At 71.5% G+C, this 20,246-nt stretch carries 16 protein-coding genes and 1 pseudogene; 9 read left to right on the forward strand and 8 right to left on the reverse strand.

Annotated elements, in window-relative coordinates; translation table 11 throughout:
* Nucleotides 1-107: 107 nt before the first annotated feature.
* The 3 genes from ABB07_RS37740 to ABB07_RS37750 all read right to left on the reverse strand — a co-directional run bounded on the left by ABB07_RS37740 (nt 108) and on the right by ABB07_RS37750 (nt 2,654).
* Nucleotides 108-569, reverse strand: coding sequence for an SRPBCC family protein (locus ABB07_RS37740; RefSeq protein ID WP_208902933.1), 462 nt, complete (start codon nt 567-569; stop codon nt 108-110).
* A 158-nt stretch (nt 570-727) separates the two neighbouring features.
* Entirely contained in the window at nt 728-1,624 is an 897-nt protein-coding gene (locus tag ABB07_RS37745; protein ID WP_208902934.1) for a LysR family transcriptional regulator, read from the reverse strand.
* Nucleotides 1,625-1,793: 169 nt separating this feature from the next.
* Nucleotides 1,794-2,654, reverse strand: coding sequence for an NAD-dependent epimerase/dehydratase family protein (locus ABB07_RS37750; RefSeq protein ID WP_208902935.1), 861 nt, complete (start codon nt 2,652-2,654; stop codon nt 1,794-1,796).
* A 224-nt stretch (nt 2,655-2,878) separates the two neighbouring features.
* Between ABB07_RS37750 and ABB07_RS37755 the strand changes: the two genes are divergently transcribed.
* The gene (locus tag ABB07_RS37755) at nt 2,879-3,589 is read left to right on the forward strand and encodes a DUF1275 family protein (protein WP_208902936.1); all 711 of its coding nucleotides are present in this window, start codon (nt 2,879-2,881) and stop codon (nt 3,587-3,589) included.
* Between the two features lie 41 nt (nt 3,590-3,630).
* Here the strand turns inward: ABB07_RS37755 and ABB07_RS37760 are convergent, their stop codons facing one another.
* Together ABB07_RS37760 and ABB07_RS37765 are read right to left on the reverse strand one after the other, a co-directional pair.
* Nucleotides 3,631-4,737 (reverse strand): PP2C family protein-serine/threonine phosphatase, encoded by a 1,107-nt coding sequence (locus ABB07_RS37760; RefSeq protein WP_244189664.1) that lies wholly within the window; start codon nt 4,735-4,737, stop codon nt 3,631-3,633.
* 141 nt (nt 4,738-4,878) lie between these two features.
* Nucleotides 4,879-5,847: a pentapeptide repeat-containing protein gene (locus tag ABB07_RS37765; RefSeq protein WP_208903796.1), complete on the reverse strand. Its 969-nt coding sequence runs from the start codon at nt 5,845-5,847 to the stop codon at nt 4,879-4,881.
* 629 nt (nt 5,848-6,476) lie between these two features.
* Here ABB07_RS37765 and ABB07_RS37770 point away from each other — a divergent pair.
* Nucleotides 6,477-6,701: a hypothetical protein gene (locus ABB07_RS37770; RefSeq protein ID WP_067317736.1), complete on the forward strand. Its 225-nt coding sequence runs from the start codon at nt 6,477-6,479 to the stop codon at nt 6,699-6,701.
* Nucleotides 6,702-6,999: 298 nt separating this feature from the next.
* Complete coding sequence (locus ABB07_RS37775; RefSeq protein WP_425264789.1) at nt 7,000-7,884, forward strand: alkaline phosphatase family protein; 885 nt, start codon at nt 7,000-7,002, stop codon at nt 7,882-7,884.
* Nucleotides 7,885-8,233: 349 nt separating this feature from the next.
* On the opposite strand, the gene ABB07_RS37780 is transcribed toward ABB07_RS37775, so the two are convergent.
* The gene (locus ABB07_RS37780; protein WP_208902938.1) at nt 8,234-10,363 is read right to left on the reverse strand and encodes an amylo-alpha-1,6-glucosidase; all 2,130 of its coding nucleotides are present in this window, start codon (nt 10,361-10,363) and stop codon (nt 8,234-8,236) included.
* A 121-nt stretch (nt 10,364-10,484) separates the two neighbouring features.
* Between ABB07_RS37780 and ABB07_RS37785 the strand changes: the two genes are divergently transcribed.
* Nucleotides 10,485-11,540, forward strand: coding sequence for a LacI family DNA-binding transcriptional regulator (locus ABB07_RS37785; RefSeq protein ID WP_208902939.1), 1,056 nt, complete (start codon nt 10,485-10,487; stop codon nt 11,538-11,540).
* Nucleotides 11,541-11,681: 141 nt separating this feature from the next.
* Here ABB07_RS37785 and ABB07_RS37790 read toward each other — a convergent pair whose 3' ends face one another.
* Nucleotides 11,682-13,148: an extracellular catalytic domain type 1 short-chain-length polyhydroxyalkanoate depolymerase gene (locus ABB07_RS37790; protein ID WP_208902940.1), complete on the reverse strand. Its 1,467-nt coding sequence runs from the start codon at nt 13,146-13,148 to the stop codon at nt 11,682-11,684.
* A 441-nt stretch (nt 13,149-13,589) separates the two neighbouring features.
* Here ABB07_RS37790 and ABB07_RS37795 point away from each other — a divergent pair, with 441 nt between their 5' ends.
* From ABB07_RS37795 to ABB07_RS37815, 5 genes are all read left to right on the forward strand, one after another.
* The gene (locus ABB07_RS37795) at nt 13,590-14,417 is read left to right on the forward strand and encodes a 3-hydroxybutyrate dehydrogenase (RefSeq protein ID WP_208902941.1); all 828 of its coding nucleotides are present in this window, start codon (nt 13,590-13,592) and stop codon (nt 14,415-14,417) included.
* A 170-nt stretch (nt 14,418-14,587) separates the two neighbouring features.
* Complete coding sequence (locus ABB07_RS37800; RefSeq protein WP_208902942.1) at nt 14,588-15,985, forward strand: MFS transporter; 1,398 nt, start codon at nt 14,588-14,590, stop codon at nt 15,983-15,985.
* Nucleotides 15,986-16,101: 116 nt separating this feature from the next.
* A complete protein-coding gene (locus ABB07_RS37805; protein ID WP_208902943.1) occupies nt 16,102-18,054 on the forward strand; it encodes a helix-turn-helix domain-containing protein in 1,953 nt (650 codons plus the stop codon).
* Between the two features lie 214 nt (nt 18,055-18,268).
* Entirely contained in the window at nt 18,269-19,069 is an 801-nt protein-coding gene (locus tag ABB07_RS37810) for a CoA transferase subunit A (protein ID WP_208902944.1), read from the forward strand.
* A 2-nt stretch (nt 19,070-19,071) separates the two neighbouring features.
* Nucleotides 19,072-19,719, forward strand: a complete 648-nt coding sequence (locus ABB07_RS37815; RefSeq protein ID WP_208902945.1) for a CoA transferase subunit B — start codon at nt 19,072-19,074, stop codon at nt 19,717-19,719.
* On the opposite strand, the pseudogene ABB07_RS37820 reads toward ABB07_RS37815, so the two are convergent.
* A pseudogene (locus ABB07_RS37820) lies at nt 19,701-20,000 on the reverse strand (glycoside hydrolase family 11 protein); the annotation flags it as partial. The gene ABB07_RS37815 and the pseudogene ABB07_RS37820 sit on opposite strands and share 19 nt — an antisense overlap.
* Nucleotides 20,001-20,246 lie beyond the last annotated feature (246 nt).

Below are 20,246 nucleotides of genomic sequence, written 5' to 3' on the forward strand. Positions count from 1 at the left end.
GCCTTTCGCCGGCCGCCACCGACACCAGCCGCAGCCGGCATGCGTTCGCGTGCGATCCCCTTACCGGCAGGGACGGTGGCGGGGCGCCGTAGCCTCAGGAGGTACCACTAACCCCCGGGCCGGATGCGTCCGCGCCACGCTCCGGACTCTCCTCCGCGCTGCTCGATGTACTGCTTGAAGCGCTTCATGTCGCCCTTGACGCGCCGGTCGAGTGTTCCGAGCATGTCCGCGGCCCTCTCCGCGGCCCCGCTGGGTTCGACATCCATGACGAGTTCCACCCTGGTGTGCGTGTCGTCGACGCGCTGGAAGCGGACCGAGCCCTTCTGCGTGGTGTCACCGCTGGTGGTGCGCCAGGTGATGCGCTCGTCCGGGAGCTGGTCGACGATCTCCGTGTCGAACTCCCGGCGGACCCCACCGATCTTGGTGGTCCAGTGGTTGTGCCGGTCGTCCAGCTGCCTGACTTCCTCGACGCCTTCCATGAAGTCCGGGAACCTCTCGAACTGCGTCCATTGGTTGTAGGCGGTGCGCAGGGGCACGTCGACTTCCACTGCTTCCTTGACCGTGCTCATCAGTGCCTCCGTTGATCGATCCGGTGGTGAGCCGAGTACCCGGCACGTCACCGGCTACTACCCCTGGGCTTGTGCGACCGGCCGCACGTACGTCCGGGCAGCGGTCGCAGCCCCGTACGCGGCGGCAGCCCCGCCTACGGGGCAGGTGCCTGCCCGGCTCAGTCCGCGTCCGGGCGCTCCTCGGTCAGAGGCCGGCCCAGAGTCTCCGCCGCGGCCTCGGCGAAGTCGTGGATGAGGGGGGAGCGGCGGGAGGCCGCCCATGCCAGGGCCACCTCGCCCGGACCGATGTCCTCCACGGGCAGCGGAACGACGTCCGGGCGGGTGTAGAAGCCGGCGGTGGACAGCGGGAGCACGCAGATGCCGGCTCCGGAGGCCACCAACTCCAGTTTCTCCTCCACCTGGTGGATCTCCGGGACGTCTGGACGCCGCTTGCCGCGCAACTCCAGCGCCACATCACGCCACTCGGGTACGGCGTCCGGGTCCTGGAGCAGGTGCTCGGAGGCGAGGTCGCCGACGGACACCGACGCCCTGTCCGCCAGTCGGTGCCCCACCGGCAGCATGACGACCCGCGGCTCCTTGAACAGCGGCCGCACCTGAAGGCCGCGCTGGTCGATGGGCAGTCGTACGACGCCGATGTCCGCCCGGCCGTCCCGCAGTACCTCCACCTGGTCGTCCCAAGTGGTGCGCAGCAGGCGGACGTTGACGCCGGGATGGCGTGCGGTGAAGGCCGCCGTGGCAGGGGTGACAGTGATGCCGGGCATGAAGCCGACGGTCAGCGTGGGGGTGTCCTGCGCCGCCGCCTTCACCCGCCGGACCAGCGCCTGCGCCGAGGAGAGCAGCGGTACGGCGTCCTCCAGCAACTGCCGTCCGGCCGGAGTGAGCAGCGTGCCGCGCCGGCCACGGTCGAAGACCTCGGCGCCCAGCTCGTCCTCCAGGCTCCGGATCTGCCGGGACAGCACGGGCTGTGCGATGTGCAGCCGCTCGGCCGCGCGTCCGAAGTGGAGCTCCTCGGCCACCGCCACGAAATACCGGAGCTTCCGCAGATCAAGATCCACCCGGACTCACCGCTCACTTTCTCCGTGCGACGACTCGTCTGGTCACCCGGCCGTCCTGAAGCGACCGCATCGATCGCCCCATGGGACGACCGAGGCATGTGACGAGGAATCTACCGCCCCGGGTGCCGGGAGCCGCTGCGGACGGTCTTCCCACCCTCTTCCGGCCGGTTCACTCGCCGACGGCGAGTACGGCCAGGGGGTCGGTGTGCGTCGGGGTCCAGCCCAGCTCCGCCTCGGCGCGTGCCGGGGTCAGCTGCTGGTCCAGGGCGAAGGCGTCCGCGATCGGGCCCATCTGCGCGCGGGCCTGCTCCAGCGTGATGGAGGCGACCTTGCCCTCGAGGCCGACGGACCGGGCGACGGCCAGCGCGCACTCCCTGGCGGTGGGGTTCACGCCGCCCACGCCGACGTACACCGAACCCGGCCTCGCCTTGAGCGCGGCGACATACAGCTCCGCGAGGTCGTCGACGTGCACCAGCGCCCAGCGGTTCGCACCGTCGCCGATGTACGGGACGGCGCCCGCTTCCCTGCCCGGGGTGGCGTAGAAGATGTCGATCAGGCGGTTCTCGCGGCCGTACAGCAGGCCGGGCCGCACGACCACGGGGCGGCCGCCGTGCTGGGCCCGCTGCAGTACGGCATCCTCGACGGGCTTGCGCCAGGCGACCAGGGCCGGCGGATGCCACGGAGCGGTCTCGTCCACGACCCCGCCGGTGTCGCCGTAGACCCAGGTGCCGCCGGTGTGCACATAGGTACCGGTGCCGATGCCGTCCTGCATGGCGGAGGCGGCCGCGAGGTCCTCGTCTCCGGTCTCGGCCTGCGCGAGGTGGACGACCGCCTCGGCGCGGGCCGCCGCGGCGTTGAGTACGCCGAGGTCTCCCAGCCCGCCACGCACCGGCGTCGCCCCGAGGGCGCCGACCGTCTCGGCGGCACGGTCGGTGCGGGCCAGTGCCTCGACGGTGTGCCCGTGGCGGACCAGCGCGCTGATCGTGGCCCTGCCGATGTACCCGGATCCACCGGTGAGGAAGATCTTCATGGTCGTGGCTCCTAACCTCCGTAGGCCGGTGACTTCGCTGACCAGCCTGCGCGCGGAGACGGAGCGGCGTCCAAGACCTCTTCCGGCGCCTGTGATACCCGGAGGGCATCACGTGCCCCACGCCCGTCCGTTCTGTTGCCGCTGAACTCGTGACCCCTTGGAAAGGTTCTGTAGCGCAGGGTTACTATGGCCCACCAAGAGTGACGAGTCCGGCCGGGGGAGCGGTGGAGCAGCAGGTGCAGGCGAAGACCGCCCCGGGACGATCCCTACGGATCGCCGTGGTGCTGCTGGTGGCCGCGTCCGGAGCCCTGGAGTCCGTCTCCTTCCTCGGTCTGGACCGGGTCTTCGCAGGAGTCATGACCAGCAACTTCGCCCTGCTCGGCATGGCCGTCGGCCGGGGCGAGGCCGTCGGTGTGAAGGCGGCTGTGCTGGCGCTGGCCGGTTTCGGCGTGGGCGCGCTGGTCGTCGCCTGGTGCACGCGCGGCCGTGTCACGGCGGCCACCCACTGGCCCCGGCACATCATGATCGTCCTCGGCGCCGAGGCGGTCGTCCTGGCCGTGGCCGCGCTGGTCTGGGGACTCACCGGCGGCATGCCCGGCACAGCGACCCGCGATGTCCTGCAGTTCGGAGCAGCGCTCGCCATGGGGGCGCAGTCCGCCGCCATGGTGGCCGCCGGGGAGGCCTCCGCGCCCACCACCTATCTGACCGGCACGCTGGCCACCTACATCGTCAAGGGCATCGGCGCCGGCCGCCCGGGCGTCTGGGTGCCGCTGCGGTTCATCGGCCTCATCGCGGGCGCCGCCGTCTCCGCCGCGCTGCTGAAGGAAGCGCGCGCCTGGGCCGCTCTCCCGCCCCTCATCCTGCTGCTGTGCGCGATCGCCACCGCCTGGACACCGCTCGCGGCACGGCGTCGCGATTCCTCCGGCCCCTCCTGACCGACCGCGGGCGGAACCGGTCGCTGACTGAGGCACATGAGCTACCGCCGGCCTCTCGGTCTCTCCGCCCAGGTACGTCGGTCTGGTGCGTTGCTGTCGCCTGCTTCGTCGAGCCGTTCAGCGAGGAGCATCGCCGCGTCGTCCGCCAGGTAGCCGTGGGTGTGGCGGATCAATTCCTGATGCAGCCCTTCCAGGAATTCCGACGGGGTGCAGGGGCGCACCGATTCCGCGGTCTCGGGCAGGGGAAAGAAATCGCCGTCTGGGCTGCGGGCTTCGATGACGCCGTCGGTGTGCAGCAGGAGACGGTCACCGGGCGCGAACGGGTAGCTCTCCACTTCGGCAGGCGGGTCGGTCATGAGATCCTCCAGGCCCAGGGGCGGCAGGGGGCAGGCGGGGATGAGGGCCACCACCTTGCCCCGGCGGAGCACCAGCGGGGGCGGATGGCCGCGATTGACGACCTCGACGACGAAGGCGTCCGATACCTGAGCGACGAGCGCGGTGACGAAATCCTCGGTAAGGCCGTCCTGATCGGCGGGATCGAGCTCGCTGAGGGCCGCCCGTTCGCGCTCCAGCGCCGCCGCGCAGTGATTCACCACCTCCGCCACATCCTCGTCGTAGTGCGCGGCCTCCCGGAACGCACCCAGCACGGCTGCGGCCAGGCGCACGGCAGGCAGGCCCTTGCCGCGGACGTCTCCCACGATCATCCGGACCCCGTACCGGGTGTGCACTGCCTCGTACAGATCGCCGCCGATCTGCGCGCCCGTCTCCGCCGCGAGGTACTTGCTGGCCATCCGGACGGGCCCGAGCCGGGGCGGCACCGGCCGCAGCAGAACCCGTTGTGCCGCCTCGGCGACCCGGCGAACCTGGTTCAGCTCGCTCTGCCTGCGCGTGCGCATCGCATTACTCATGGTGACGCTTGCTGCCGACACCACGAGGAGGGAGACGAGGTTGCTGTAGACCTGGCCTCCCCAGCTGTGGTGGAGAGTGGCCGTGATGACGGTGACGGTGAAGGCTCCGGCCGCTGCCGAAAGGATGCCTTTGGGGCCCATCGTCAGCGAAGCCAGTGCCGGCATGGCGGCGAGGAGAGGGCCGGTGATGATGGCGTGTGCGGGGGAGAGCTCGATCCCCAGGGCGAGCAGTACGACCATGAATGGCACACACTGCGCGAGTCTGAAGAGGACCCGGCTATGACCGCCCGCCGCTGAGGGGCCAGATGGGCGGATGTGCGACCGCATGACTACAGCCTGCCCCCCTGATGCCGGGTGTTCCACCCGGCGCCCTCCCCACGTCTACCAGTGCGCGGGACGGCTGAGCGTGGGAGGCAGCACGGTCGCCGCGTCTCCCTTGGCCGCGTTCAGCTGTGCCTGGGTGAGGAACAGCGCGCCGCTGAGGTCGGCCCCGCTGAGGTCGGCGTCACGCAGGTCGGCCCCGATCAGATCGGCCTCGCGCAGATCGGCACCACTGAGGTCGGCGGCGACGAGCAGGGAGCCGCGCAGGCTCGCGCCCCGCAGGTCGGCGCCGGCCAGCTTCGCGCCCATCAGGTCGGCCCCGCGGTGACTCTTCCTGCGGCCCGGCACCTGGGCCCGCGCCAGCTCGCTGGCCCGCAGCAGCAGCGTGTTGACCTCGCCGCGCACCGCGTTCACATCGAGCCCGGTGATCGACTCGGCGCTGCCGCGGGTCAGGCCGTCGATGCGGGCCATGGCCCGCCGCAGCTCCTTGTGGACGGGGCGCGCCGGGGTGAGATCGAGGGCCTCGGCGACGTACCACAGCAACTCGTGCAGCTGCCGCATGACCGGGAAGACCTCGAACATGGAGCGCGCCGTCCTCGGTGTCTGACGCCAGTCGGTGCCGCCGAAGGTGACCTGGGACACCTTCTGCCCGGCGCCAAAGCAGTCGAAGACGGTGCAGCCGGGGTAGCCCTTGTCACGCAGTTGTGCGTGGATGCCGCAGCGGAAGTCCGACTGGAGGTTCGAACAGGGCTGCCCGGCGGGCTTGTTGACGGCGAAGTCGGCGGAGCGGGAGAACGGCAGGGCCACGCAGCACAGGCCGAAACAACTGGCACAGTCGGCCTGCAGGTCCTCGCGCTCCTGGGAGGCGATGGGATTCCGGGATGCGCTCGGATCGTGCGACGCCCCGAGGTCGTGCCCCCCTTGCTCCGGCCGGTTCGTCCGATCCTTCCGCGCCTGTCGGTTCGTCCCGGCCTGTCGGACCTTCCCGGCCTGCCGCCTGTTCCCGCCCTGCTGCGCCTTGCGGTCCATGCCGAGGGTGGCGCGCTCACGACCCTGCCCCGCCGGCGCGGCCTGCTCGCGGCCCCGGCCCGTGGCACGCTCCCCGTCCTGCCCTCCGGACGGAGCCCCGCGCTCGCCCGCCTGGGACGGACGCCCCTGCCCGCCGTCAGCAAGGGACCGCTTGCGTCCTCCCGCCGAGGAGGTCTGCTTCGGGCCCTCGCCCGCAGCGGGGCGCTTCCGCTCCCCGGAAGAAGAGGGGCTTCCGTGCTGTCGCGACACCGTGTGTGCTCCTGTTGGGCGATGACCACCGCGTACCACGGCGCTCCGAGAACACCGTCCATTCTCGCAGACGGCACACGACACCCCGAGCGACGGCCGGGGGCGCGGACGTCCGGCTCCGGTGGGTCCGGCGCGCGGTGCGATGCTGGCCCGGGCGCCGCTGTATGTTCCAGGTGTCCAGTGGACGACGACGAACTGGACGCCGATGGGCAAGCCCTACAGGCTCGGCGCCGGCGCAGGACTGACGACCGGATGGCAGAGGCGTTGAACGCGGCCGCCACGCCAACGTCGTAGGCCAGGGCGCCGTACGGTGCCGGCAGGGCGGCCGGTGCCAGGGTGACGGGCGGCGGAGCGCGTACCCCGTTTTCTACACTCACCGGATGAACAACTACACGTGCACTCACTGCGGCACTGTCGGTCTGATGGAAGGTTTCATCGAGGATGCCGGCGAGCACTCGCGTGGCTACGCGCGCTGGATCGAAGGGGCTTTGGAGCGGGGCATCTTCGGCGGTGCCAAGCGGATGGGCCGGCCCCGGCGGCAGATAGAGGCATTCCGCTGCCCCAAGTGCGGGCACCTGGAGTTGTTCGCGACCGGGGAGGTGTAGTCGGCCGGCGTCGTCCCTGGACGCCCTCTACGGACGGGAGCCCAACGGCTGCGGTGAGGTGGCGATCGTGTCGGCGGCTGGGCTGCCCCTGGTCATCGCGCCGGGGTGTAGGGGCAACCCTCCGGCAGGTGAATACGAGGAGCGGCGGAGACATTTGGATCCAACGGCTGTTTGACGGGTTTTCACTGTCTGACACCTGAAGGCCGCGGTGGCGCACCCCTAGTCTCCTACCGCCTGATCAGAAAGGACCTGATCAGTGGAGAACCTCCCCGCTCACCGCTCACACAGGAGGTCCACCGTGTCCTTGCTGTCCCGCATCAAGCGCTCTCACCGGACGCTCTCCCTCGTCACCGCCCTCCCCGCCGCCCTGGCCGGGATGTGGGTCGCCGCGCCGTCCGCTCAGGCCGCCGGTCTTCCCACACCCGACCACGTGATCGTGGTGGTCTTCGAGAACCACTCCTACGAGCAGGTCATCGGCAGCACCAGCGCCCCGTACCTGAACAACACGCTGAAGGCCGGCGGCGGCAACCTCACCAACTCGTTCGCCATCACCCACCCCAGCCAGCCGAACTACCTGGACCTGTTCTCCGGCAACAACCAGGGCATCACCAACGACAACTGCTACACCCCGCAGTTCAGCAGTGCCGCGAACCTCGGCTCCGAGCTCATCGCCGCGGGCAAGACCTGGGGCAGCTACAACGAGGGTCTGCCCTCCGAAGGCTCCACGGTCTGCACCAACTCCGCCACCAAGTACGCCCGGAAGCACAACCCGTGGTTCGCGTTCAGCAACGTCCCGCTGAACACCGCGCACACCTTCACGCAGTTCCCGACGGACTACACGACCCTGCCCAAGGAGTCGTTCGTCGTCCCGAACCTGTGCAACGACATGCACGACTGCTCCATCAGCACCGGTGACACCTGGCTGAAGAACAACCTCAGCGCCTACGCCACCTGGGCCCAGACGCACAACAGCATCCTGGCCGTCACCTTCGACGAGGACGACAGCTCGCACAGCAACCACATCGCCACCGTGTTCTACGGCGCGCACGTCGCGCCGGGCAGTTCCACCTCGACGCACTACAACCACTACGACGTGCTGCGCACCCTCGAGGACCTGGCCGGGCTGACCACGCACGCCGGCGCCGCGGCCAGCGCCTCCGACATCGCCGGCATCTGGAACTGACCCTGCGGAGCGCTCCGTACACCGCCGGCCTGCGCCGGTGACACAGCGACGGCCGCGGCCTCACGCGAGGCCGCGGCCCCGCCAACCTTCAGCGGCGCATCTCTGTGGGGGGACACATCCACTGCGTCGTGCAGCCGGCGGGGACGGAGGACATCGCCCGGTTCGCCGTCTTCGGCCCCGCGCTTCCCGGCTCATGAGCCGACCGGGAGCCGCGTACCAGTGCACCCAGTCCACCCGGACCGGCCGTCGAGTCGAGCGGTGAACCTTCGTGCCGCCCGCATCCATGGAGCGGCGATCGGTGGCCGGCCCGAGGAGCGATGCCGCGCCGTGCGACAGACGGGCGGCCGTATCAGGGTGCGAGCACGGTCAGTCCTCGCGGCGCGCTCACGTGCACCGCTCCGTCGGCCGTGACCGTGACGTCCAGCCGGTCTCCGCCCACCTGGAGGCCGGTCACGGTGAGCGGTGCGTATGCCCGGGCGAATCCGGGGGCCACGGTGACCGTGCCGGCGGGGACGTCCGCGTGGAGACCGAGGGCGGCCTGGAGTACCAGGACCGAGGAGGCGGCCGCCCATGCCTGGGGGCGGCAGGACGCCGGATAGGGGGCGGGGCCGGGACCGGCCTCGGAGCCGTGGCCGCTGAAGAGTTCGGGAAGGCGGGCGTCGAAGGCGGCCGAGGCGGTCAGCAGACCGCTCGCCAGGGACGCGGCGGCGTCCGGGAAACCGGCCCTGACCAGGCCGTGTACGGCGATGGCGGTGTCGTGCGGCCAGATGGAACCGGTGTGGTAGCCATAGGGGTTGAAGCCCACCGAGCCGCTGCTCAGCGTGCGCAGACCGTGCCCGGCGTCGAGGTCGCGGCCGGTGAGGCGGGCGGCCAGCAGTGCGCTTTCCTCCCCGTTGAGCAGTCCCGTGCCCAGCAGGTGACCGAAGCCCGAGGTCACCGCGTCCGCCGGCCGGCCGTCGCGATCCAGGGCGACGGCGGGGTAGGGGCCGTACGCGTCCTCCACCCAGAAGCGCCCGCGGAACCGCTCGGCGAGCCGCTCGGCCCACTCCTGCCACTCCTCGGCCCCGGCCCGGCCGAACGCCCGCAGCAGGGACGCCCCGCCGCATGCCGCCTCGTAGGCGTAGGCCTGGACCTCGCACAGCGCAATCGGCGCGGCGGCGAGGCGGCCGTCGCGGAAGCGGATGGAGTCGTCGGAGTCCTTCCAGCCCTGGTTGGACAGGCCCTGACCGGTGTGGTCGACGTACTTGAGGAAGCCGTCGCCGCTCGCCTCCGCCTGATCGCGCATCCAGGCCAGCGCCGACTCGGCGTGCGGCAGCAGTGGTTCGACCTCCTCCGGGGGCAGGCCCCAGCGCCAGGCGTCGTGGAGGAGGATGATCCACAGGGGCGTGGCGTCGACCGTGCCGTAGTACACCGGAGGCAGCAAGAGTCCTCCGTTGTCGCGCAGGGAGTCCCGGCGTACCTCGTGCAGGATCTTGCCCGGCTGTTCCTCGGTGGCGGGGTCGGTCGCGGTGCCCTGGCGGCGGGCGAGCGTGCGCAGGGTGCCGGAGGCGAGGCGGGTGCCGAGCGGCAGCAGCATCCGGGCGGCCCAGAGCGAGTCGCGGCCGAACAGGGTCAGATACCAGGGGGCTCCGGCGGCCAGGAACTGGTCCGGACGGTCCGGGGCAGGGGAGCGGGGGTCCGTCAGGCGCAGGCGGTCCAGGTCGGTCAGCGACTGCTCCAGCCAGCGGTCGAGCCCGCGGTCGGCACTGCGTATCCGCGGGGTCTGCCAAGGGAGTTGGCCGTGAGGAGGGGCCGGGAACCGGTCGCCGTCGGTGTAGGCCGCGGTGCAGGTCAACGTCATGCTCCATGCGGCACCCGGCTGGAGGGAGATGTCGTACGCCAGGTGACCCGTCGTCAGACGAAGCGCGGTCGGGGCGGGTTCGCCGACCAGGGTTACGGCGAAGTCGGCGCCGGTCCAGGACAGGCCGGTGCCCCCGGCGTCCAGGGCCTGCTGCGGTAGCGGCGGCAGAACCTGCCCGGACTTCACCTGCTCCATGGCGGCGAGGTCCGTCCCGGCGTGCACCGTCATCCGCACGCGGACGTGCTCGGTACCCGAGTTGGTGAGCTCGAAGGTCTCCTCCAGCCGGCCGGCGGACAGACGGCGGCGCCGGTGCAGGGCGACGGCCGGGTCCGGCGTGGTCTCGCCGAGGCCGCGCAGGACCGCCCGGAAGTCCGCGCGATCCGCTCCTCGCAGGCCGCCCTGGACCGGCGCCAGAGGGATGCCCTCGGTCGAGACGGTCAGCCGGGCAAGCGCTCTGCGGTCGCCGTGGTAGAAGCCGTCCGCACCCTCGCTGAGCTGCCCGTCCGCGCGCGAGACCGCGAGGCTCGGCGCGTGCACGATGACCACCGCGTCGTGCAGGAACGGCTGCAGGCCCGGGACGGCGGACGCGGATGACCGGGCCGGGCCGTCGGCGTCCTGCGGCTTGACATGGGTGTCCAAGGGCGTAGAACCTCTCGGCGTTGGATCGTTCCAAGGACACTAAGTCCGTCCTCAGAGCCGTGACAACGGTTTTGGAACGCTAAAATCAACTCCGAATCTCCTCTCTGCATCGGAGAGCCGCATGCCCCGCTCCAGCAGGACCTCCTCGGCCAAGGGCGGCCCGGTGACCCTCGTGATGGTCGCCCGGCGGGCCGGAGTCTCGCCGCAGACCGTGTCGAACGCGATCAATTCGCCCGGCATGCTCCGGCCCGAGACCCTGGAGCGGGTCCGCCGCGCGATCGACGAGATGGGGTACCGCCCCAGCCGCGCCGCACAGACACTGCGCACCCGCTCCAGCAGGCTGATCGGCTACGGCATCCAGCCCGCTCCGGCCGGACAACCCGTCCTGGACCGCTTTCTGCACGCCCTGTCGCAGGCCGCGGACGGGGCCGGTCACCGGATCCTGCTCTTCGCCTGCCCGCCCGGCGGCCCCGGCCTGGACGGATACGAGGAGGTGCTCGCCCAGCACGAGGTCGACGGCTTCGTGCTCAGCGGTACCGACCGCGGCGACCCACGACAGGCATGGCTCGCCAGGCGAGGGGTGCCCTTCGTCGGTTTCGGCCGGATGTGGTCGGGCCGGCAGATCGGTGACTGGGTCGATGTCGACGGCGCCTCGGGCACGGACGCCGCGGTCGAACACCTCGTCGCCCAGGGCCACCGCGAGATCGCCTTCCTCGGCTGGGAACGCGGCACCTCCGGCGCCGGTGACGACCGCGCCGAGGGCTGGCGGCGGGCCATGCGCCGCCACGGTCTTCCGACCCGCGGGCGGCGCGGACAGAGCGCGGACCACAGCGACGCGGCCCGTGCCGCCGTGAAGCCGCTCCTGGACGCGGGCGCGACGGCCGTGATCGCGGCAAGCGACATGCTGGCGCTCGGCTGCTACCAGACGCTGCGCGAACGCGGCGCCCTTCCCGGACGGGACGTCGCCGTGGTCGGCTTCGACGATTCCCCGACCGCCGGGATCCTCTCGCCCGCCCTGACCTCCGTCGCCCAGCCGCTGGAAGAGGTCGGCCGGGAGTGCGTACGGCTGCTGCTGGCACGGATCGCCGCTCCCGACGCACCGCCCGAGCGCCTGCTGCTGGAGCCGGCGCTCGTCGTACGCGACAGCAGCGCTGCGGCGGCCACCGCGGCCGAGTAGCCATCCGCCGCGGGGCGGCCGGGCCTTCCAGGGCTCGTGGAACGAGTTCACCCACTTCCTCGTCGCCACCCGGTCCAGCCGGTACGAGACCCTCGGCGTCCGGCGCCACCGCAGCACGCCGGACCCGTCGGCCGCACCGGGTCAGCAACCGGAGTCGGCGACGACGAAGTAGCCCGGGGAGGTCTGCTTCAGGGTGTGGGTGATGGCGAGGTTGTACAGCCCCATGGTCTGGTCGGAGCCGTTGGCGTAGGTGTAACCACCGCTCTGGTGCGCGCGCCCGGCCGCCACCTGGTTGTAGTTGTTGTCGGTGTAGCACTGCGGAGCCGCGCCGGTCGTGGTCGCCGTGACGGCCGAGGAGGAGGCACCGACGGCACCGGTGGAGTCGACCGCGGCGACGGTGTACCGGTAGGAGGTGCCGGCGGACAGGCCGGTGTCGGTGTACGACGTACCCGTCGCCGAACCGACCTTCGTGCCGTCGCGGTAGACGTCGTACGAGGCGGCGCCGCTGACGGCGTTCCAGGACAGCGATGCACTGGTGTCGGTGGTCCCGGTGACCGTCACCCCGGACGGAGCCGGCAGGGAGTTGCTTCCGGTGCCGCTGCCGGAACCGTCCAGTCCCCAGAACTTCGCGGTGTAGTAGCTGGAGCAGATGTGGTCGAGGTAGTAGGTGCCGGTGCTGCCGCACTGGTCGGCGCCCGAACCGGGGTTGACCGCGAGACCATGGGCCATACCGGAGACCGAGAAGAGGGCGACGGCGGGCTTGCCCGCGGAGTCGTCGTAGATGCTCTCGGTGGTGCCGCCGGTGAGGTTCCGGGTGCTCGAGGCCGTCTGTCCGATGCCCCGGACATCGGTCCACTGGTCGCGCAGTTCAGTGCCGTTGACCGGTGCGACGGTGGTGTCCGAGGTGCCCTGCCAGATCGCCACACGCGGCCACGGCCCGGTGTAACCCGGGTCGGAGCCGCGTGCCTTGTCGCCCCACTGCTTCGGGGTCAGGTTCTGGTTGCTGTACTGGCACCCGGAAGCGGCGCTCTGTGTGGTGGCGCACTGAGCGGGAAGCCCGGAGTCGACGGCGCCGCCGGCGAACACGTCCGGGTAGTCGGCGAGCAGGTCGGCGGTCATACCGCCGCCGGCGGACAGACCGGTGACGTAGATCCGGCTGCGGTCCGAACCGTACTGCGCCACGGCCGTGTCGACCATCTGCACCACCGACGCCGCCTCGCCCTTGCCGCGGGTGTCCTTGGTGGAGTCGAACCAACTGAAGCAGGACAGGCTGTTGTTGGCCGTGCCGGTCTGCGGATAGACCACGGCGAAGCCCCACTGGTCGGCGAACTTCTGCCAGCCGGAGTGCGAGTGGTAGTCGCTCGCCGACTGCGTGCAGCCGTGCAGGGCGACGACCAGCGGGGCGCCTGTGGGGAGGTTCGCCGGCGCGTACTCGTACATCGCCAGGTTGCCGGGGTTGGAACCGAAGTTCGTGACCTGCTGGAAGGTGCCCGTGGCCGCGGCGGCCGGGGTGAGGGGGCCGACCAGGCTCAGGCCCGCGGCGAGGGCCCCGAGCCCGGCGGCGAGAGCGGTGCGCCTGAAGAGTGTGCGCACAGGAGTGGAACGCATGGGGCGGCTCCTAGGGGTGGGGGAGAGCAGAGGGGGAGCACGGGCGCTGCCCGGTGCCCTGGCCGGGCGCTTCGCAGAGCAACGCCGGGCCGGCTCGTCCCCGTGCCGCCCGGTGCGAGGCGCTGGTGCCACGGCACACTGTCGTACCGGCTCACTCGCAGCGGACCGTACGACCGGTTGCCGGCCCACGACATGTGAAGGGCGGCCAGGAAAGCCGTAGCCGAGGTGGCTCGCGCACACATGGTGTTGGCGATGCCGCCGTGGCATGAGCAGGGCCCGGGCGCCGTGGGTGAGGGGGCGTATCGGACACTTCGGGAAGCCTCCGCACGCCGCACCAGCCGGCGACCGTCGGCACATAGTGCGGGCACCCACCTGATGCTGCGCAAATATGTCGTCGGCCCACGTGTCTCACTGTGGGGTTCCTCCCTACCGTGTTCCGCCATGGAAAGCACCAGGAACTCCGCCGAGAGTCCTCCCCAGCTCCCCGGACCGAGCGCTGCCGCGGTGTCCGCGCCGGGCCCGACCCGATTCCTCGCGGGCCGCAAAGCCCTGGTCACCGGCGCGGCCAGGGGTATCGGCCGGGCCTGTGCCGAGCACTTCGCCGCGGCCGGGGCCGAGGTCTACGTGGTGGACCGGGCCGCGGAGGCGGCCAAGGAGGTGGCGGAGGCGATCGGCGGCGTCGCCGTCGTGGCCGACCTCTCCGCGCCCGAGGCCGTGGACATGCTGCCGGACGACGCCGACATCGTGGTCAACAACGCGGGTCTGCAGCACGTCGCTCCCCTGCACGAGTTCCCTCCGGAGCGCTTCACGCTGATCCAGCGGGTCATGGTGGAGGCCCCGTTCCGCATCCTGCGCCGCACCCTGCCGCACATGTACGCCCGGGGGTGGGGCCGGGTGGTCAACGTCTCCTCCGTGCACGGCCTGCGGGCCAGCCCCTACAAATCGGCGTACGTCGCCGCGAAGCACGCACTGGAGGGGCTGAGCAAGGTGGTCGCCCTGGAGGGAGCCGCGCACGGCGTGACCAGCAACTGCGTCAACCCCGGCTACGTCCGCACCCCGCTGGTCGAGGAACAGATCGCCCACCAGGCCGCCGCCCACGGCATACCGGCGGCGGACGTGACGGACCAGGTGTTCCTGGAGCGCACCGCGATCAAGCGCCTCATCGAGCCGGCGGAGGTCGCCGCGGCGGCCCTGTGGCTCTGCACCGAGCGCAGCGGCTACATCACGGGCAGCTCGATCCCCCTCGACGGCGGCTGGACGGCCCACTGACGGCCTTTTCCGGTCTGCCCCCTGTCCCTGCCCCTGTCTCTACCCCTGTCCCTGTCCCCGCCCATCCCTGTATGTCCCCATCCACTCGCCCCCGGACCCGCTCGGCCGTCACCCGGCACCGGCCGAGCCCGGCGGATCCGCTCCCTTCTCACTCCGAAACGGTGACAACCATGCCCAGCGCTCACACCGCCGTGAACGACCCAGGCACCTCCGGCAGACCAGGCGGTCTCCGCAAGATCGTCGCGGCCAGCCTGATCGGCACCACCATCGAGTGGTACGACTACTTCCTCTACGGCTCCGCCGCCGCCCTGGTCTTCGGCCATGTGTTCTTCCCGGAGTCGGATCCGCTGACCGGCACCCTGCTCTCCTTCCTCACCTACGCCATCGGCTTCGCCGCCCGCCCGATCGGCGCCGTCGTCTTCGGTCACTTCGGCGACCGCCTCGGCCGTAAGAAACTCCTGGTCATCAGCCTGCTGATGATGGGCGGCGCCACCGCTCTGATCGGCTGCGTCCCCGGCTACGCAAGCATCGGCGTCGCCGCCCCGCTGCTGCTGACCACCCTCCGTCTGATCCAGGGCTTCGCTCTCGGCGGGGAGTGGGGCGGCGCCGTCCTGCTCGTGTCCGAACACGGCGATCCCCGGAAGCGCGGGTTCTGGGCCTCCTGGCCGCAGGGCGGCGCCCCCGCCGGCAACCTGCTCGCCGTCGGCGTCCTCTCCCTGATGACCAGCCTGCTGAGCGACGACGCGTTCACCTCCTGGGGCTGGCGCGTGCCCTTCCTGCTCTCGGCCGTACTGGTCATGATCGGCCTGTGGATCCGGCTGTCGGTCGACGAGTCCCCGCTGTTCAAGGAGGCACTCGCGAAGGCCGAGCGGCGCAAGGCCGAACAGCAGGCCGAGCAGCTGCCGTTCGTCGCGGTCCTGCGCAACCACTGGCGCGACGTCCTGGTCGCGATGGGCGCCCGGATGGCCGAGAACATCTCGTACTACGTGATCACCGCCTTCGTCCTCACCTACTGCGTCGACCACCTGAAGATCGGCAAGCAGACGTCGCTGAACGCCGTGCTGATCGGCTCGGCCGTGCAGTTCTGCCTGATCCCGCTGTTCGGCGCGCTCTCCGACCGGATCGGCCGCAAGCCGGTGTACCTGGTGGGCGCGGTCGGCGTGGGCCTGTGGTCCTGGGCCTTCTTCGGCCTCCTCGACACCAGGTCCTTCCCCGCGCTCGTGCTCGCCGTCACCGTCGGCCTGGTCTTCCACAGCGCCATGTACGCCCCGCAGGCCGCGTTCTTCTCCGAGCTGTTCGCCACGCGGATGCGCTACACCGGTGCCTCCATCGGCGCCCAGCTCTCCTCGGTGGCGGCGGGCGCCCCCGCCCCGCTGATCGCCACCGCGCTGCTGAGTTCCTACGGCACCTCCACTCCCATCTCGGTGTACGTCGGTCTGGCCGCCCTGATCACCGTGATCGCCGTCATCGCGGCCCGGGAGACCCGAGGCAGCGATCTGGCCGCCATCGACCCGGACGACACCGCCGCACGGCCCGTCGCGGGCCAGCAGACCGCCGCCTCCACCTGACACCCCTCACCGCGTCCCCGAGCGGGGGCCGGGTCTCTCCGGTCAGGAGACCCGGCCCCCGCCGTTGCCGCTGACCGGTCCCACCGCCTCACCGACTTCCGAACGATGGCCAGCCCATGCCCCAAGAACCCACATCCGTCGCCCCCCACCTGCACAGGCTGCTCGACCTCCTCGCCGAAGGCGCTCCCGCCGAGGACCTCGGAGCCGTCGCCGTCGAGGCGCGGCGCGGGGGCGCCCCGGCGCCGGAACTCGCGGAGATCGAGCAGGCCACCGCAGCGGCGCTGCGCGTCCAGAGCATCCTCGGACAGCACCGGCGCCGCGAGGCGGAGCTGACCGCCCTGTTCGACACCGCAGGCGACCTCGCGGCGCTGCGTGACCTCGACGCCGTACTGCGCTCCATCGTGCGCCGCGCCCGCATGCTCCTCGGCACCGACACGGCCTACCTCACGCTGCCCGACGAGGAGGCGGGGGACACCTACATGCGGGTCACCGACGGATCGGTGTCGGAACTGTTCCAGAACCTGCGCCTGCAGCTCGGGGAAGGCCTCGGCGGCCTCGTCGCGCAGACCGCCCGCCCTTACGCCTCCCCGGACTACCGCACCGACGACCGGTTCGTGCACACCGGCAGCATCGACGCCGGAGTCCTGGACGAGGGCCTGGTCGCGATCCTCGGCGTACCGCTGCTGCTGGGTTCCGGCAGCGGTGGGCAGGTCATCGGCGCGCTCTTCGCCGCGGACCGCACGCCCCGCACCTTCTCTCCCGACGAGGTCGCGCTGCTGTGCTCGCTGGCCGCCCACGCCGCCATCGCCATCGACACCGCCAAGGCCATGGCCGACGCGCGGGCGGCGCTCGCCGAGCTCGCCGAGGCCAACGCGGTGATCCGGGAGAACTCCGCCGCCATGCAGCGCGCCGAGGAGGCCCACGACCGGCTCACCGATCTGGTGCTGCGCGGCGGTGACATCACGGACGTGGCCGCCGCCGTGGCGGGCCTGCTGCGGGGTGCCGTCGTCGTGCACGACGGCGCCGGATGGCCGCTCACCGAGGCCGCCGGGGAGGACGGCATGTGCACCTGGGGCACACCGGACGCCATGAGTGCCGCGGACGCCGCGGCCCTGGTCGCCGCCGCCGAGAGCTCACGCGCCGCCGCCCACGCGGTGTTCCGCGACGGCCGCTGGGTCTGCGCCGTGCTGGCCGGGCAGGAGCTGCTCGGATGCCTGGTCCTGCACGGGCGTCCGGAACTGGACGGTCCCGACCGGCGCCTGTTCGAGCGCAGCGGCGTCGTCACCGCTCTGCTGCTGTTGCTGCGGCGCTCGGTCGCCGAGACCGAGAACCGGGTCCGTGGCGACCTCATCACCGACTTGCTCAGCGCGCCCGACCGCGACCCGTCCGGTCTGGTGGACCGTGGCCGCCGGCTGGGCATCGACCTGAACCGGCCCCACCTGGTGCTCGCCGCCGTGACCGGCGACTCGGCCGGGGAGCGGCTCGCCGCCGCAGCTGTGCAGTACCTGTTCGGATCCGGCAGCGGCAGCGCGGAACACGAGGGCGCCGTCGTGCTGTTGCTGCCGGACGACGGCACCGGGCCGGGCGAGGCGGCCCGGGTCGCCGCCGGACAGCTCACCCAACTGGTGGGCGCGCCGGTCACGGTGGCCGGCGCCGGACCCGCCACGGGGCCACGGGCGATCGCCGACGCCCACGCCGAGAGCGCGCGGTGCCTGAAGGCCCTGCACGTGCTGGGCCGCGACGGCACCGGAGCGTGCGCCGCAGAGCTCGGCTTCCTCGGGGTGCTGCTGGGCAGGGACCACGACGTGCACGGTTTCGTCGCCACCACCCTGGGACCGCTGCTCGAGTACGACGCCCGGCGCGGCACCCGACTGGTGCGCACCCTGCACGCCTACTTCGGCTGCGGCGGGAGTCTCACCCGGGCGAAGGAGGAGCTGCACGTGCATGTGAACACCGTCGTGCAGCGGCTGGAGCGCATCCAGGCGCTGCTCGGCCCTGACTGGAACGCCCCCGAGCGGGCCTTGGAGCTCCAACTCGCCCTGCGCCTGCACCTGTTGTCGGCAACCTGACCCGGCCTGGGGTGGCCGGTCCCACAACTCTCCATCCCGGCGGCCCCTGCAGACATGTTGGTGAGCACCGCCCCTGCCGGCCCATTCGTGGCGGCGTCACACATGGCCGGTGACGACCGGTGCCGTAAGGGTGAGGAATGCCTGGTCTCCGTCGCACTACGGCGGGCGGGCCGGGCCGATGAACGGAACGAATCCCGGTGGGGAAGGAAACGGCATGGACAAAGTGATGGCCGCGGCCGGGCGGGCAGTGGCGGACATCCCCGACGGTGCGACCCTCGCGGTGGGCGGCTTCGGCCTGTGCGGAATCCCGTCGACGCTGATCGCCGCGCTGGCCGAGGCCGGTACATCAGGTCTGCGGGTCGTGTCCAACAACTGCGGTGTGGACGACTGGGGACTCGGCCTGCTGCTGCGGGCCGGCCGGATCGCCCGGATGACGTCCTCCTACGTGGGTGAGAACAAGGAGTTCGCCCGCCAGTACCTCTCCGGCGAACTGGAGGTGGAGCTGACGCCGCAGGGCACGCTCGCCGAGCGGCTGCGGGCCGGCGGCACCGGCATCCCCGCCTTCTACACCCCGGCCGGGGTGGGCACCCAGGTGGAGGAGGGCGGCCTGCCCTGGCGCCACACCCCGGACGGCGGCGTCGCGGTGGCCTCCCCGCCCAAGGAGACACGGGAGTTCGGCGGCCGCCGCTACCTGCTGGAGGAAGCCATCACGGCCGACTTCGGGCTGGTGCGTGCGGCCGTCGCGGACCGGCACGGCAACTGCGTGTTCCACGCCGCGGCACGCAACTTCAACCCGCTGTGCGCGATGGCGGGCCGCGTGACCCTGGTGGAGGCCGAACGCGTCGTCGAACCCGGTGAGTTGCCGCCGGACGACATCCACCTGCCGGGTGTGTACGTGGACCGGGTGGTCGCCGTCGATCCCTCGCTGGAGAAGCGCATCGAGCGCCGCACCGTCCGGCCGGCGCGCACCGGCGCCGCAGCGACCACGTCGCGCACCGACTCCGAGGAGAAGTGACCATGCCGCTCGACCGGAACCAGCTCGCCGCCCGCGCCGCCCGGGAACTGCGCGACGGCCAGTACGTCAATCTGGGCATCGGTCTGCCCACCCTGATCCCGAACCACCTGCCGGACGGGGTGCATGTGGTGCTGCACTCGGAGAACGGCATCCTGGGCGTCGGCCCCTACCCGTACGACGGCGAGGAGCACCCCGACCTGATCAACGCGGGGAAGGAGACGGTGACCACCGTCCCGGGTACCGCCTACTTCGATTCGGCCTTCTCCTTCGGGATGATCCGGGCCGGCCGGATCGACGTCTCCGTGCTGGGGGCCATGCAGGTCTCGGCGCGGGGCGATCTGGCCAACTGGATGATCCCCGGCAAGATGGTCAAGGGCATGGGCGGTGCGATGGACCTGGTCCACGGCGCCCGTCGGCTGCTGGTCGTCATGGAGCACGTCGCCAAGGACAGCTCCCCGAAGATCGTCGAGGAGCTCACCCTGCCCGCCACGGGCCGCCGCGTGGTCGACCGGATCATCACCGACCTGGCCGTCATCGACGTCACCGCCGCGGGACTGAGACTGGTCGAAACCGCGCCCGGCATCACGGCGGAGCAGGTCCGGGCCGCGACCGGCGCCCGGCTGCTGATCGACACTGAGGGCGCGTTGTAGCGGGTCGTCCGATAGACGTCGTACGTGCCGCCGTCGGAACTCACCGTGCCCTGGTAGGTCCCGGTGGGCCGGTGTCATGGAGACGGACCCGCCGCCGTCCGTCCAGAACGAGTAGGAGAAGCCGTTGTCGGTGCCGGTCTGGTTGGTGGTGATGGTCGTGGCGGCGTGGGCGGCGGCGGGCAGCAGCAGCCCGACGCCGATGCGACCGCTGCCAGCGCGCCGGCCCGGCCGATGAAGCCCCTGCGGCTCATCGGGTGGCCGGGCAGGTTCTGTGCGTCCATGTTTCCTCCCGCTGGGGACCGATGGGCGACATGGCGTGGTCATGCCAGGGCTGAGTATGCGTCGAGCCGGAGGGGCGGGCAACGGTTCAGTTTCCGAAATCTCTGACGAAATTAAGGTAGTCGTCCCTGGAATTGCCGCCGAAAGTTTCGGTATCGACCTGCTCGATTGCTCGCGTCCTGCCTCGGTGACGTCAGGAACAAGCCATGGAGCGGCATCGACACTGTTCGGACAGCTCGCGCCCTCGC

It is taken from the genome of Streptomyces incarnatus (genome assembly GCF_001027185.1).
Taxonomy (GTDB): Bacteria; Actinomycetota; Actinomycetes; order Streptomycetales; family Streptomycetaceae; genus Streptomyces; species Streptomyces puniciscabiei.

Bases quoted from the DNA above. Each gene is read 5' to 3' on its own strand.
- ABB07_RS37800 (WP_208902942.1), top strand. From the start codon at position 14,588: ATGCCCAGCGCTCACACCGCCGTGAACGACCCAGGCACCTCCGGCAGA.
- ABB07_RS37785 (WP_208902939.1), top strand. From the start codon at position 10,485: ATGCCCCGCTCCAGCAGGACCTCCTCGGCCAAGGGCGGCCCGGTGACC.
- ABB07_RS37750 (WP_208902935.1), bottom strand. From the start codon at position 2,654: ATGAAGATCTTCCTCACCGGTGGATCCGGGTACATCGGCAGGGCCACG.
- ABB07_RS37815 (WP_208902945.1), top strand. From the start codon at position 19,072: ATGCCGCTCGACCGGAACCAGCTCGCCGCCCGCGCCGCCCGGGAACTG.
- ABB07_RS37770 (WP_067317736.1), top strand. From the start codon at position 6,477: ATGAACAACTACACGTGCACTCACTGCGGCACTGTCGGTCTGATGGAA.
- ABB07_RS37760 (WP_244189664.1), bottom strand. From the start codon at position 4,737: ATGGTCGTACTGCTCGCCCTGGGGATCGAGCTCTCCCCCGCACACGCC.
- ABB07_RS37790 (WP_208902940.1), bottom strand. From the start codon at position 13,148: ATGCGTTCCACTCCTGTGCGCACACTCTTCAGGCGCACCGCTCTCGCC.
- ABB07_RS37795 (WP_208902941.1), top strand. From the start codon at position 13,590: ATGGAAAGCACCAGGAACTCCGCCGAGAGTCCTCCCCAGCTCCCCGGA.
- ABB07_RS37810 (WP_208902944.1), top strand. From the start codon at position 18,269: ATGGACAAAGTGATGGCCGCGGCCGGGCGGGCAGTGGCGGACATCCCC.
- ABB07_RS37805 (WP_208902943.1), top strand. From the start codon at position 16,102: ATGCCCCAAGAACCCACATCCGTCGCCCCCCACCTGCACAGGCTGCTC.
- ABB07_RS37740 (WP_208902933.1), bottom strand. From the start codon at position 569: ATGAGCACGGTCAAGGAAGCAGTGGAAGTCGACGTGCCCCTGCGCACC.
- ABB07_RS37765 (WP_208903796.1), bottom strand. From the start codon at position 5,847: ATGGACCGCAAGGCGCAGCAGGGCGGGAACAGGCGGCAGGCCGGGAAG.